Source organism: Actinoallomurus sp. NBC_01490 (assembly GCF_036227085.1).
In the GTDB taxonomy this organism is placed as follows: Bacteria; Actinomycetota; Actinomycetes; order Streptosporangiales; family Streptosporangiaceae; genus Actinoallomurus; species Actinoallomurus oryzae.
Map to the genome: position 1 here is coordinate 354,145 of NZ_CP109433.1, position 13,679 is coordinate 367,823.

General features: G+C 69.0%; 12 protein-coding genes. 10 read left to right on the plus strand and 2 right to left on the minus strand.

Translation table 11 applies throughout. From position 1 onward, the window contains the following. The first annotated feature begins 64 nt into the window (after positions 1–64). From OG417_RS01795 to OG417_RS01825, 7 genes are all read left to right on the plus strand, one after another. Positions 65–1,153, plus strand: a complete 1,089-nt coding sequence (locus OG417_RS01795) for an ABC transporter ATP-binding protein (RefSeq protein WP_329248722.1) — start codon at positions 65–67, stop codon at positions 1,151–1,153. After that, entirely contained in the window at positions 1,150–2,220 is a 1,071-nt protein-coding gene (locus tag OG417_RS01800) for an ABC transporter ATP-binding protein (RefSeq protein WP_329248725.1), read from the plus strand. The genes OG417_RS01795 and OG417_RS01800 overlap by 4 nt, the downstream gene beginning before the upstream one ends. Positions 2,221–2,229: 9 nt before the next feature. Continuing rightward, entirely contained in the window at positions 2,230–3,216 is a 987-nt protein-coding gene (locus OG417_RS01805) for an ABC transporter permease (protein ID WP_329248728.1), read from the plus strand. 11 nt (positions 3,217–3,227) lie between these two features. Beyond that, on the plus strand, positions 3,228–4,172 hold the full coding sequence (locus OG417_RS01810) for an ABC transporter permease (protein WP_329248730.1): 945 nt from the start codon (positions 3,228–3,230) through the stop codon (positions 4,170–4,172). Between the two features lie 81 nt (positions 4,173–4,253). Continuing rightward, positions 4,254–5,558, plus strand: coding sequence for an MFS transporter (locus tag OG417_RS01815; protein ID WP_329248733.1), 1,305 nt, complete (start codon positions 4,254–4,256; stop codon positions 5,556–5,558). 146 nt (positions 5,559–5,704) lie between these two features. Next, positions 5,705–5,848 carry a hypothetical protein gene (locus OG417_RS01820; RefSeq protein WP_329248736.1) on the plus strand — a complete coding sequence of 48 codons (144 nt, stop codon included), beginning with the start codon at positions 5,705–5,707 and terminating at the stop codon, positions 5,846–5,848. Positions 5,849–5,904: 56 nt separating this feature from the next. Next, complete coding sequence (locus OG417_RS01825) at positions 5,905–6,240, plus strand: type II toxin-antitoxin system VapC family toxin (RefSeq protein WP_329248739.1); 336 nt, start codon at positions 5,905–5,907, stop codon at positions 6,238–6,240. Here OG417_RS01825 and OG417_RS01830 read toward each other — a convergent pair whose 3' ends face one another. Further along, a complete protein-coding gene (locus OG417_RS01830) occupies positions 6,241–7,506 on the minus strand; it encodes an adenosylmethionine--8-amino-7-oxononanoate transaminase (RefSeq protein WP_329248741.1) in 1,266 nt (421 codons plus the stop codon). Positions 7,507–7,530: 24 nt separating this feature from the next. Beyond that, complete coding sequence (locus OG417_RS01835; RefSeq protein WP_442875649.1) at positions 7,531–8,955, minus strand: CCA tRNA nucleotidyltransferase; 1,425 nt, start codon at positions 8,953–8,955, stop codon at positions 7,531–7,533. A 245-nt stretch (positions 8,956–9,200) separates the two neighbouring features. Here OG417_RS01835 and OG417_RS01840 point away from each other — a divergent pair, with 245 nt between their 5' ends. The 3 genes from OG417_RS01840 to murJ are packed head-to-tail and all read left to right on the plus strand — an operon-like array spanning position 9,201 to position 13,548. After that, a complete protein-coding gene (locus OG417_RS01840; RefSeq protein ID WP_329248744.1) occupies positions 9,201–9,701 on the plus strand; it encodes an NUDIX domain-containing protein in 501 nt (166 codons plus the stop codon). Further along, positions 9,698–11,785 carry a DUF6049 family protein gene (locus OG417_RS01845; RefSeq protein WP_329248746.1) on the plus strand — a complete coding sequence of 696 codons (2,088 nt, stop codon included), beginning with the start codon at positions 9,698–9,700 and terminating at the stop codon, positions 11,783–11,785. Before OG417_RS01840 ends, OG417_RS01845 begins: the two co-directional genes overlap by 4 nt. Continuing rightward, complete coding sequence (gene murJ, locus OG417_RS01850; protein WP_329248749.1) at positions 11,782–13,548, plus strand: murein biosynthesis integral membrane protein MurJ; 1,767 nt, start codon at positions 11,782–11,784, stop codon at positions 13,546–13,548. The genes OG417_RS01845 and murJ overlap by 4 nt, the downstream gene beginning before the upstream one ends. Positions 13,549–13,679: the final 131 nt, after the last annotated feature.

The window sequence follows — 13,679 nt, forward strand, 5'->3', positions numbered from 1 at the left end:
AGCCGTTATCAGGTAGACATGCTGTGGCTCTTAGATGAGGCGCTAGTTTTTCGAAGGGGAGGACATGAGCCTTCTCGAGGTTCGAGACCTAAAGGTCTCTTTCGACACATCTGACGGATTGGTCCAGGCCGTCCGCGGAGTGTCGTTCACCGTCGAGCGAGGAAAGACACTTGGGATCGTCGGTGAGTCAGGATCCGGGAAAAGCGTCTCGACCCAGACGCTTCTCGGCCTGACGGCAGGCGCTCTGATCGATGGGGAGGCCCTCTTCGAGGGCCAGGACCTTCTGGCCATGACCGACGAGCAGCTTCGTCGCGTCCGTGGCAAGGAGATCGCGATGATCTTCCAGGACCCCCTGTCGAGCCTCCACCCGCTCTACAAGGTGGGCAAGCAGATCGTCGAGATGATCCGGCAGCACGAGCCGGACGTCACCAAGGCCCAGGCCCGCAAGCGGGCGATCGAACTTCTCGGCATGGTCGGCATTCCCGAGCCCGGCCAGCGCGTCGACGACTACCCGCACCAGTTCTCCGGGGGTATGCGTCAGCGCGCGATGATCGCCATGGCGCTCGCGCTCAACCCGAAGCTCATCGTCGCGGACGAACCGACCACCGCGCTCGACGCGACCGTCCAAGCCCAGATCCTCGACCTCATGCTGCGGCTGCAGCGTGAGTTCGACACCGCGCTCATCATGATCACGCACGACCTCGGGGTGATCGCCGACCTCGCCGACGACGTGTTGGTGATGTACGGCGGCAAACCGGTCGAGCACGCGGACCGGCGGTCGCTCTACTACCGCCCCCACCACCCGTACACCAAGGGCCTGCTGGAATCGATCCCCGGTTCGACCGGCGCCAAGACGCGGCTCAAGCCGATCGCCGGGCAGCCGCCCTCGCTCATCAACCTCCCGACGGGATGCGCCTTCCACCCTCGGTGCGAATACGTCATGGACCGTTGTGTTCCGGAGGAGCCGCCGCTGACGGCCGTGGGCGACAAGGACGGCTTCCCCGACCTCGGGCACACCTCCGCGTGCTGGCTGCCCAAGGAGGCCGCCGGTCTCGACGCGGAGACAGACCGCCTGCGGCAGGAGGCCGCCGAGCTCGGCCGGTCGGCGGATTCGCCCGCAGCTACCGTCGTGGACGCCGGGGAGGCGCAGTGAGTCAGGACGCGGACGTCCTCGTCGAGATCGACGACGTCTACAAGCACTTTCCGATCAAGCAAGGGATCATCTTCAAGCGCGAGATCGCCCGCGTACACGCGGTCGACGGCGTCAGCCTGCGGATCCGGCGCGGCGAGACGATCGGCATCGTGGGCGAGAGCGGCTGCGGCAAGTCGACTCTCGCCCGTTGCATCACCGGCCTGCATCCCATCACCAAGGGCCGGATCGTCTTCGACGGCCAGGACATCTCCCAGCTGCGCGGCCGGCAGCTCAAGCCGTTCCGCCGCGACGTGCAGATGATCTTCCAGGACCCGTACGGCTCGCTGAACCCGCGCCGCCGGGTCGGCGCGATCATCGGTGACCCGTTCGACATCCACGGCATCGCGTCGGGCGCCGACCGCAAGAAGCGCGTCCAGGAGCTGATGGAGCTCGTCGGCCTGAACCCCGAGCACTACAACCGGTTCCCGGCGGAGTTCTCCGGCGGACAGCGGCAGCGCATCGGCATCGCGCGGGCGCTGGCCCTCAAGCCGAAGCTCATCGTCTGCGACGAGCCGGTCTCCGCGCTCGACGTCTCGATCCAGGCCCAGGTCATCAACCTGCTGAAGGATCTGCAGGAAGAGCTCGGCCTGACCTACGTCTTCATCGCCCACGACCTGTCGGTCGTGCGCTACGTCAGCGACCGGGTCGCGGTGATGTACCTCGGCAAGATCGCCGAGTACGCCGAAGGCGAGGACCTGTACGAGAAGCCCCGTCACCCGTACACCAACGCGCTGCTCTCCGCGGCCTCGATCGCCGACCCCGACGCCGCCGAGCGCCGGGAGCGCATTGTGCTCACCGGTGACGTGCCCTCGCCGATCCGGCCGCCGTCCGGCTGCCGGTTCCACCCGCGCTGCCCGAAGGCGCAGCCGAACTGCGTCGAGCTCGTGCCTGAGCTGACCGCGCGGGACGGCGACACCGCGGACCACGTGACCGCGTGTCACTACCCCGTCGATCCGGCCGAGAACCTCGCCACCGAGGAAGCGGCGATCGAGCAGCTGTCCACCGAGCCCACGCTCCCGAGCGCATAGGTATCGATCATGAGCCTCACTGATCTCGAAGCCGAGGCCTCGGTCCCGCCCGCGAGCGAGGAGCCCGACGGACGCAAGATCGAAGGCCGCAGCCCCTGGCAGCTCGCCTGGGCCCGCCTCCGCCAGGACAAGGCCGCGATGACCGCCATCGTGGTGATCGTCCTGCTCATCGTCATGGCGCTGATCGCGCCGCTCATCGCCAAGTGGGTGGGCTACGCCCCCGACTTCGGCGACCGCAAGCTGGGCCAGACCGCCGACGGCCTGCCGGTCGGCCCGAACGGCCACCACCCGCTCGGCACCGACCGGCTCGGCCGCGACATCCTCGTCCGCGCCGTGTACGGCGCCCGGATCTCGCTTCTCGTCGGCCTGGTCTCCACGCTCCTCGCCGTCATCTTCGGTGTGATCATCGGCTCGGCGGCCGGCTACTACGGCGGCGCCATCGACACGGTCCTCGCCCGCTTCATGGACGTGACGCTGTCGTTCCCATACCTGCTGTTCGCCATCGCGCTCGCCGCGGCCTTCGGCGCCAGCACCCCGCTGACGATCTTCGTCATCACCTTCTTCTCCTTCGCCTCGATCGGCCGGATCGTGCGAGGGCAGGTGCTGCAGATCAAGGAGCGGGAGTTCATCGAGGCGGCCCGGTCGCTCGGCGCCGGCAGCGTCCGCACGATGTTCATCGACGTGATCCCCAACCTGATCGCGCCGGTGACCGTGCTCGGGTCGATGACGATCCCCACCGCGATCATCTTCGAGTCGACGCTGTCGTTCCTCGGCGCCGGCATCGACCCCCGCACGCCGAGCTGGGGCAACATGCTCTCCGACGCGACCGAGACGTACACGGTCGCGTGGTGGACGCTGTTCATCCCGGCGCTTTTCCTGCTCATCACCACGCTGGCCTTCAACATCCTCGGTGACGCCGTACGGGACGCTCTCGACCCGCGGGCCGAGCGGCTGTTCGCGGCGCAGAAGGCCAATCGGAAGAAGAAGAGGAAGTAGGGAACACCGATATGTTTCGTTTCCTGATCCGACGGATCCTCTTCGGAATCCTGGTCCTGTGGATCGTCACCCTGGGCGTGTTCATACTGTTCTTCGCCACGTCCAAGGACCCGGCGGCCCGTTTCGCCGGCAAGTCCGCGACCCCGGCCACGCTCGCCCTGGTCCGGCACCGGCTGGGTCTGGACGACCCGCTGCCGGTGCAGTACTGGCACTTCCTGACGCGGCTGCTCCACGGCGACCTGGGCTACTCCTTCGCCACGCAGGCCTCGGTCACCAGCATGATCAAGCAGGCGCTGCCGGCCAGCCTGTCCCTGATCCTGGGGGCGGCCGTCCTGTGGCTGGCGGCCGGCCTCGTCGCCGGCGTCATCAGCGCGACACGCGCCCGCACGCTCCTCGACCGTGGCATCACCCTGTCGGTGCTGGTGGGAATCTCGATGCCGGCGTTCATCGTCGGTATGACGCTGCAGTACGTCCTGGCGGTCAAGCTGCAGATCTTCCCGCAGACCCAGTACAAACCGCTCGGGGAGAACCCGGTGCAGTGGTTCGAGCACATGATCATGCCGTGGATCACGCTGGCGCTGCTGCAGTCGGCCATCTACACCCGGCTGACCCGCGGCTCGCTGCTGGACGTGCTCGGTGAGGACTACATCCGCACCGCCCGCGCCAAGGGCCTGCGCGAACGGCGTGTCATCTACCGGCACGGTCTGCGGTCGGCCCTGACGCCGGTCGTCACCCAGGCGGGTGTCGACATCGGCGTCCTGATCGGCGGCACGCTCGTCACCGAGACCGTCTTCGGCCTGCAGGGCATCGGCCAGATGACCGTCCAGTCGCTGACCAACGGCGACCTGCCGGTCATCATGGGCGTCGTGCTGATCGCCTCGTTCTTCGTGGTGCTCGGCAACCTGGTCGTCGACATCGTCTACTCCTTCCTCGACCCGCGCGTCCGGCTCTCCTGACGCCGGTTCCCGCCACGCGGCCGGTCGCCTCCGTACTGGGGCGACCGGCCGCTTCGCGTTCCGCTGCCCTACGCTGTGCTGGTGTCATACGCGTCGGATCTGCGGCTGGTCCTCAAAGGGCGGGACTTTCGCCGACTCTTCGCGACGCGGATCGTCTCCGCGCTCTCCGACGGCGTGTTCCAGGTGGGTGTCGCCGGGTACGTCCTGTTCTCTCCCGAGCAGGAGGCGACGGCGGCGGAGGCGGCCGTCACGGCGGCCGTGCTGCTCCTGCCCTACTCCGTGCTCGGGCCGTTCGTCGGCGTCTTCATCGACCGCTGGCGGCGCCGGCAGATCCTCGTCCACGCGCCGCTGATCCGGGCGCTTCTGCTGGTCGCCACCGCGGCGCTGCTGGTGTACGCGCGCCGCGAGGGGCCGTTCCTGTTCGCCGCGCTCCTGGTACTGGGGGTCAACCGGTTCTTCCTGTCCGCGCTGTCGGCCGCGCTGCCGCACGTGGTGGGCCGCCAAGAGCTGATCACCGCGAACGCCGTGTCGGTCACCTCCGGGACGATGGCCTCGTTCGCCGGCGCGGGTGCCGGCTACCTGCTGCGGCTGGTGTTCGGCGCCGACCGGCACGGCACGGCGCTGATCCTGTTCTGCGCCGCCGCGGCGTACGTCGCGACGTCGGCCATCGCGACGAGGCTCGGCCGCGACCTGCTCGGCCCCGAGCTGCGGACGGCCCGTCCGGAGGCGCGTGAGGCGGTGCGGCGGGTGCTGCGCGGCCTGCTCGACGGCGCGCGGCACGTACGCGACCGCCGTCCCGCCGCGTTCGCCCTCGGGGCGATCGGGGCGCACCGCTTCCTGTACGGCATCACCACGATCATGACGGTGCTGCTGTTCCGCAACTCCTTCACCGGCAGCGCCGAGGCGGGCATGGGCGGCTTCGCGATCGCCCTCGTCGTCTCCGGCGCCGGCTACTTCCTGGCCGCCGTGGTCACGCCGCTGGTCACCGAACGGATCAGCAAGGAAGTGTGGATCACCGTGCAACTGGCCTTCGCGGCCGTGGCCGAGGTGGTGTTCGGCGCGCCGTTCGCGGCGTTCCCGTTCATCGTCGGCGGCTTCCTGCTGGGCCTCGCCGCCCAGGGCGTGAAGCTGTGCGTGGACACGATCGTCCAGACGATCATCTCGGACGCCTACCGGGGCCGCGTGTTCTCGTTCTACGACATGATCTTCAACGGCCTGTACGTGGCGGGCTTCGCGGTCGCCGCGGTCATCCTGCCGCCGAACGGCAAGTCGTACGGTGCCCTGATGCTGATCGGCTGCGGTTACGCCATGGCCGCTGCGGCGTACTGGCTGGGCGCCAGAAATCAGAGGAGTGTTGCTACCGCCGGTAGTAACCTGAGCCCATGAGCAAGTCTTCTCGGGCAGACGGCTCCGAACCTAACGTATCCGACCGAGTGCGGAAAGTTAGCGTTTCGATGCCGGATTCCCTCATCCGTCGGGTCAAGGAGCGTGTAGGTTCCGGATCGTTCAGCCGTTACGTCACGGAGGCAGTGATGCGTCAGATCCAGATGGACAACCTCGACGACCTCATCACCGACTACGTGTCCCGGCACGGTCCCCTGCCCCAAGAGGCACTCGACAAGGCGGAGAAGGCGTGGAGCGAACTCGAAGCAAAGTGGGCAGAAGAGGGGTTCTAGCCCGTACTCTCGTCCTCGACTCTGAAGGCGTGTACAAACTCGCCGTCGATGACCCCATGGTCGTGCCGCACGTTCTCGAAGCGCGGAAGAGACAGGCTCCGGTGGTGGCGAGTGCCGCCACTCTCACCGAAGTTCTTCGTGGCTCGCCGCGAGACGCCGGTGTCCACCGGGTGCTCAAGAAAGTGGACGTGGTACCGCTGACGAAGGAGCTGGGCCGCAGCGCGGGTGAGTTGCTCGGCGCCAGCGGGTTGCCCGCCACGGCGACGGTCGACGCGATGGTCGTCGCCACCGCTCTCGCCCAGCAGCGACCGGTCATGATTCTCACCAGCGACCCAGGCGATGTGTCCGCGCTCGTCGGCGAGGCGACAGGCGTCGGCATCCTGCATGTCTGATCAGGCGTGGGCTGCGGCGACCATGGCGGTGGTGATGCGGTGGACGTCGTCGGGCTCGGTGACGTACGGGGGCATCGTGTAGATGAGGTTGCGGAACGGGCGGAGCCATACGCCCTCGCGCATCACCGTCTCCTGGACGGCCGCGACGTCCACCTCCTCGACCATCTCGATCACCCCGATGGCGCCCAGCACCCGCACGTCGCGCACGCCCGGCAGGGCCCGGGCCGGCGCCAGGCCCTCGGTGAGCCCCTTCTCGATGGCGGCGACCTCGGTCCGCCAGTCGCGCTCGCGCAGCAGCTCGATCGATGCCACCGCGACCGCGCACGCGAGCGGGTTGGCCATGTAGGTCGGTCCGTGCATGAGCACTCCCGCCTCGCCCTCGCTGATCCCCCGCGCCACCCGGTCGGTGCACAGAGCCGCCGCCAGGGTGAGGTATCCGCCGGTCAGCGCCTTGCCCACGCACATGATGTCAGGCGACACGCCCGCGTGTTCGCAGGCGAAGAACGCACCCGTACGGCCGAAGCCGGTGGCGATCTCGTCCAGGATCAGCAGCACGTCGTGCTCGTCCGCGAGCGAGCGCAGCAGCCCGAGCCACGCCGGATCGTAGAACCGCATTCCGCCGGCGCCCTGCACGACCGGCTCCACGATGATCGCGGCCAGCTCGTCCGCGTGCGTCGCCACCAGCCGCGACAGCTCCGCGGCGTACCCCGGCTCGTACGCGCTGGGCGGCGGCGGCGCGAACACGTGGCGCGGCAGCAGGTCCGCGAACACGTGGTGCATCCCGCCGACCGGGTCGCACACCGCCATCGCCCCGAACGTGTCGCCGTGATAGCCGCCGCGCACCGTCAGCAGCCGCGACTTCGACCCGCGTCCGCGCGAACGCTGGTACTGCAACGCCATTTTGATCGCGACCTCCACCGACACCGATCCGGAGTCGGCGAAGAACACCTTCGTGAGCGGCTCCGGCGTGAGCGATATCAGCAGCCGCGCCAGGTGCACCGCGGACGGGTGCGTCAGCCCGCCGAACATCACGTGCGCCATGTCCCGCAGCTGCCCGGTCACCGCCGCGTCGAGGACGGGATGCCGGTAGCCGTGGATCGCCGCCCACCACGACGCCATGCCGTCCACCAGCTCACGGCCGTCGGCCAGCGTCAGGCGTACGCCCTGGGCCGAGACCACCGGATGGACCGGCGTGGTGGCCGGCATGGGGGAGTACGGATGCCAGATGTGCTCACGGTCGAAGGCGAGAAGCTCGTCGGCGGACATGCGTCCCCATGATGGCAGGGCCGATCAGCCCTGGTCACGCCACCACTCGCGCAGCGCCTTCGCGGCCGCCTCCTTGCCGATCGGCCCCTGGTCCAGGCGCAGGTCGAGCAGGAACTTGTAGGCCCGGCCGACGGCCGGTCCCGGCTTCAGGTCGAGGATCTGCTGGATCTCGTGCCCGTCGAGCTCAGGACGGATCTTGGCGAGCTCCTCTTCCTTCTCCAGCCGCGCGATCCGGCGTTCGAGGTCGTCGTAGGTGCGCGCCAGCGCCGCCGCCTTGCGCTTGTTGCGCGTCGTGCAGTCGGCGCGGGTCAGCTTGTGCAGCCGCGACAGCAGGGGGCCCGCGTCGCGTACGTAGCGCCGCACCGCCGAGTCGGTCCACTCGCCCGTGCCGTACCCGTGGAACCGCAGGTGCAGCTCGACCAGCCGCGACACGTCCGCGACGACGTCCTTGGGGTAGCGCAGGGCAGTGAGCCGCGCCTTGGTCATCGAGGCGCCGACGACCTCGTGGTGGTGGAAGGTGACCCGGCCGCCGTCGACGAACGAGCGGGTCTTCGGCTTGCCGATGTCGTGCAGCAGCGCAGCCAGCCGCAGGATCAGGTCCGGGCCGTCCTTCTCCTGCGCGATCGCCTGCTCCAGAACGATCAGCGAGTGCTCGTACACGTCCTTGTGCCGGTGGTGCTCGTCGATCTCCAGCCGGAGCTTGGGCAGCTCCGGCAGCACTCGCGCGGCCAGGCCCGTGTCGACCAGGAGCGTCAGGCCCTGGCGCGGGTGCGCGCCGGTCAGCAGCTTGGACAGCTCGTCGCGGACCCGCTCGGCCGAGACGATCTCGATCCGGCCGGCCATCTCCGTCATGGCCGTCAGGACCCCCGGCTCGACGGTGAAGCCGAGCTGGGAGGCGAACCGGGCCGCACGCATCATCCGCAGCGGGTCGTCGCCGAAGGAGTCCTCCGGGCGGCCGGGCGTGCGGATCATCTTGGCCCGCAGGTCGGCCAGCCCGCCGTACGGGTCGACGAACTCGTGGCCGGGCAGCCGGGTGGCCATGGCGTTCACCGCGAAGTCGCGGCGCGCGAGGTCTTCGATGAGCGACGTGCCGTACGCGACCTCCGGCTTGCGCGACTTCGGGTCGTAGGACTCGCTGCGGTACGTCGTGATCTCGATCTGGTGGTCGCCCTTGCGCAGGCCGATCGTGCCGAACTCGATGCCGATCGTCCACACCGCGTCGGCCCAGCCGTCGACGATCTGGAGGATGCGCTCCGGGTGGGCGTCGGTGGTGAAGTCGAGGTCGCTGACCGGACGCCCCAGCAGAGCATCGCGTACGGGGCCGCCGACCAGCGCCAACTCGTGGCCGGCCGCGGCGAAGACCCGGCCGAGATCGTTGGCGAGGGGGGCCACGCGGCTCAGCAGTTCACTGATCGCGGCGGCCGGCTTGGAGGTCAGTTCGTTCGACACGGCAATCGAGCGTAGATCCTCGCAGGTGGCAGGCAAAACAGGAATCGCTTACCTGCCGGTCCTCATTTGTTCTGATACGGGGGTGCAGGGCGATGAGATGTCAGGCAGCGCGGCCGGCTTGCCGCCGAATCTCCCCCGACCAACCGACCCCGACCGACCTCCCGGGGCGCGGGCTCTCGGTGCGGCCCGGCGAAATCACCCCGAGCAATGACCGATTACGCATGCCTGGCTACTACCATAACGCCGTGCCCCGCCCGCGTAATCGTCGACGGCTCGCCGGTCCGCCCGGTCCTCATCGCGAGGAGACGTCGGCGGGCGGCCTGGTCGTCGACATCGCGGGCGCCGCGCGAGCTGCACTGATCGCCCGGTACGACCGTGATGGCCGGCTGCGGTGGTCACTGCCCAAAGGACACATCGAAGGCGCGGAGACGATCGAGGAGGCGGCGGTGCGCGAGGTGGAGGAGGAGACCGGCATCCGCGGCCGGATCGTCGCTCCCCTGGGCTCCATCGACTACTGGTTCTCCGCGAGTCATGCCCGTCATGCCCCACCGTCCAGAGACCGGCGGGTCCACAAGACCGTGCACCACCACCTGCTGCTGGCGACCGGCGGAATCCTTTCCGACGCCGACCCGGAGGTCGCCGAGGTCGCCTGGGTCCCGCTCGCCGAGGTGGCCGGCCGCCTCGCCCACGCCGACGAGCGCCGGCTCGTCGCCCACGTACCCGAGATCCTCGTGGCCGTCACGTGAGACGACTCATCGCCCTGGTCCTGCCTCTGCTGTTCAGCGGAGCGCCGGCGTTCGCCGCGGCACCGAAGCCGACGCCGTCCTCCGCGCACACTCACGCCTCATCGCACGCCTCGCAGGGGCGCGCCTCACGGGACCGCGAGCCCACGCCCAAGTCCCCCGTCAGCGTGAAGCTGTCCTCGATCCATCCCGCCGGGTACCTCCGGGCGAACTCGACTCTGCACGTGACCGGCCGGATGATCAACCAGTCCGAGAGCGGGTACCAGCGGGTCTCGGTACGGCTGCGGTTCCGCTCGCAGCCGATGGCCAACCGCGGGGAGCTGGAGACGTACGCCGACGGCAAGGGGCTGGACCCGCAGCAGGCCGGGCCGCAGCGGCTCGCCGCGACGAGCCTGCCGGTCGGTGGCCAGCAGCCCTGGTCGGTGTCGCTCAAGGTACGTCAGATGGGTCTGAGCACGTTCGGCGTCTACCCGATCTCGGTGGAGGTGCTCAGCGCCGCGGGCACCGTGCTCGGCCACGTGCGCACGTTCGTCACCTACTACCCCGCGGGCAGCATTCCCCAGAAGACCAAGGTGGCCTGGGTCTGGCCGATCATCGACCAGCCGCACCGCGCCGACGACTCCACGTTCGTCGACGACGGCCTCGAACGCCAGCTCGGCTCCGGAGGCCGCCTGTCGAATCTGGTCGCCGCCGCGGCGCGGACGACCACCCAGGTGAGCTGGCTTCTCGACCCGAGCCTGGTCGAAGACGCGACCCGCATGGGCGACACCGACGGCTACTCCATCAAGGGCACGTCCCGGCCCCAGAGCGTGGCGGCGAACGACTGGCTGCGATCGCTGCACGCGGCGGTCACCGCCCCCGGTGACCGGCTCATCGCCACGCCGTACGCCGATCCCGACGTGATGGCCCTCGCGCAGCACGGCATGAGCGACGACGTCAAGTTCGCCGCCCAGCAGGGCACGCACACGCTCGCGACGGCCGGCCTGAGCGGCGCGACGCCGGAGGTGGCGATGCCCCCGGACGGCCTCGCCGACCAGGCCACGCTCTCCTCGCTCGTCGCCAGTGGCTCCCGCACCATCCTGCTGAGCAGCTCGGTGCTGCCGGACTCGCGCGCCGCGACATACACCGTGGACCCGGTCGCGCACAAGATGGTCTCGGGCACGAACGTCAGGCTCGTCGCCTACGACGACACCCTGCGCAAGATCCTGGCCACCCCCACGACCGAGCCCGGCGGCACGGTCGCCGCCGAGCAGCGGTTCCTGGCCGAGACCGCCATGATCACCGGTGAGGCGCCCCAGAAGTCCCGCACCATCGTCATCACCCCGCCGCGCCGCTGGAACCCCAGCCCGGCCTTTGCCAAGGCGGTGCTGTACTACACCTCCAAGATGCCCTGGATGCAGGCCGTGCCGCTGGGCGCGGCGGAGAACACCCCGGCCGCCGGCCGCGTCTTCCAGGCGCAGAAGGACTCCGGCCTGAGCAAGAACTACCTGCGCCAGGTCCGGGACCTCCGTTCCAGGGTCCGGCAGTTCACCTCGATCTTCACCCCGACCGTCAGCGGCTTCACCCTCGGCATCGCCCGCACCGAGTCCTCGGCGTGGAACGGCCAGTCGCGCAAGGGCGCGAAACTGCGCGACACGCTCACGGATGAGCTCGACCACGACATCGGCAAGATCAAGGTGCTGAACGACGGCATCACGATGGCGGGCAGGTCGGGCCGTACCGCGATCACCATCTCCAACGGGCTCGACCACGGCACCGTCATCGTCACGTTGCGCGCCTACTCACAGAACAAGACACGTCTGCGAGTCGACTCCGTCAACCGCACCCTGAGGCTCGAGCCGGGGCACAAGGACCAGGTCACCCTCGACATGAAGGCGTCCACCAACGGCATCGCCTACGTCAACCTCGAGCTTCTGGCCCCGGACGGCCGCCCGTTCGGCACGGGTCCGCACGTGCTGCACGTACGGACGACCGCGTACGGGCGAACCGCGCTGCTCATCACCGGCGTCTCACTTGCCGTACTCTTCGTCGGCGTCGCCATACGCGTCGTACGCCGCAGAGCCGAGCGAGCGGAGGAGTCCGTTTGAGTGACCTGGAGCCGGGCCGATCGGAGGCGGCGAGCACGCTGCCGGACATCCCGATCGTCGACCCGAGCACACAGATCATGGAAACCGCCGAGGACGTCCGGGCGGAGCAGGCCGGATCCTCCGGCTCCCGCGTCGGCGGCCTGCTGAAGTCCAGCGCCGTCATGGCGCTGGGCACCGTGGCGTCGCGCGCGCTCGGCTTCGTCCGCAACGCCGTCATCGTGATCGCGCTGGGCACCGGGCCGCTCGGCGACGTCTACAACGTCGCGAACACCTTCCCCAACGTCGTCTACGACCTGCTGCTGGGCGGCATCCTCACCGCGGTGCACGTCCCGATGCTGGTCCGCGCCCTGGAGAAGGACCGCAGGTACGGCGAGGAGTACGAGGCGCGGCTGCTGACGATCGTGCTCGGCGGCCTGCTGGCCCTGACCGCGATCGCGATGGTCTGCGCGCCGCTGCTCGTCGACCTGTACGCCAGCGGCTTCACGCCCGCGCAGCACAAGCTGGCCGTGATCTTCGCGCTGTTCTTCCTGCCGCAGATCTTCTTCTACGGCGTCGGTGCACTGGCCGGCGCCTCGCTGAACGCCCGCGGCAGCTTCGCCGCACCGATGTGGACACCGGTGCTCAACAGCGTCGTGGTGATCATCATCGGCGGCGCGTTCCTGCTCGTGGCGGGCCCGGGCGTCACGCCGTCCAGTATCAGCAACAACGAGATCACTCTCCTGGCGGGCGGCACCACGCTGGGCATCGTCGTCCAGACCATCGCGATGTGGCCCTCGCTGCGCAAGGTCGGCTTCCGCTTTCGGCCACGCTTCGACTTCCGCCGCGATGAGCTCGCGCCGGTCGGCGGCATGGCCATGTGGACCCTGCTGTACGTCGCGATCATGCAGGTCGGTTTCGTGGTGAACACCAACATCGCCGTACGCGCTGGGGTGCGGGGGGAGCACGAGCACCTCGGTTACGGCGTCGGGCTCACTCCGTGGAACAACGCCTACCTGCTGTTCCAGCTCCCGTACGCGATCGTCGGCGTCTCGGTGATGACGGCGCTGCTGCCGCGGATGAGCCGGCACGCCGCCGAGAACCGCACGGACCTGGTCCGTGACGACCTGGCATCGGGTCTCAACCTCACCTCGGTGATCATCATCCCGTCGGCGGCGCTGCTGTTCGCGCTCAGCCCTGAGCTGGTCACCGCCTTCTTCGCGCACGGCGCGACCGGCCTGGCCGACGGTCTGATGATCGCCAACGTCGTGCAGGCGTTCGCGCTGACCCTGGTGCCGTTCGCCGTGCAGCAGCTGTTGCTGCGGGTCTTCTACTCCCTGGCCGACACGCGTACGCCGGCGCTGATGGCGATGGGCACCATCGTCATCAGCATCACGCTCGGCCTCGTCGGCTACGCGATCCTGCCGACCGACATGATCGTCGAGGGCATCGCGATCTCGCTCGGCATCTCCTGGACGGTCGGTTGCCTGCTGTCGGCGGCGATCCTTCGGCGGCGGCTGGGCGGGCTCGGCGCGGGGCTGATGGTGCGCACCCACACCAAGATCGCTGTGGCGACCGTGCCGGCGTTCGTGTTCGCTCTCGGAGTCCACGAACTGTTCTTCAAACTTTTCTATTATCGGCTGATCACCTCGGTGGCGGCGCTGGCCATCGGAGGCGCGGGGGCCGCCGTGCTGTATGTGCTGGTTGCCCGCCGACTGCGGATCTCTGAGGTGGAAACGCTCACGGGAACCGTGATGCGCAGGTTGCCCGGACGTGTCTCGAGTTAGGAGAGGGTGCCCGTATGGTGGGAGAGCGCAACCGTCTACGGGTAGTAATCCGAAGACGCTCCTCGAGCGTCCTACCTAAGGGCGGGTGCACGCACAACACCGCCCACGAGGCATCGAGGGAGGGTCGAAGG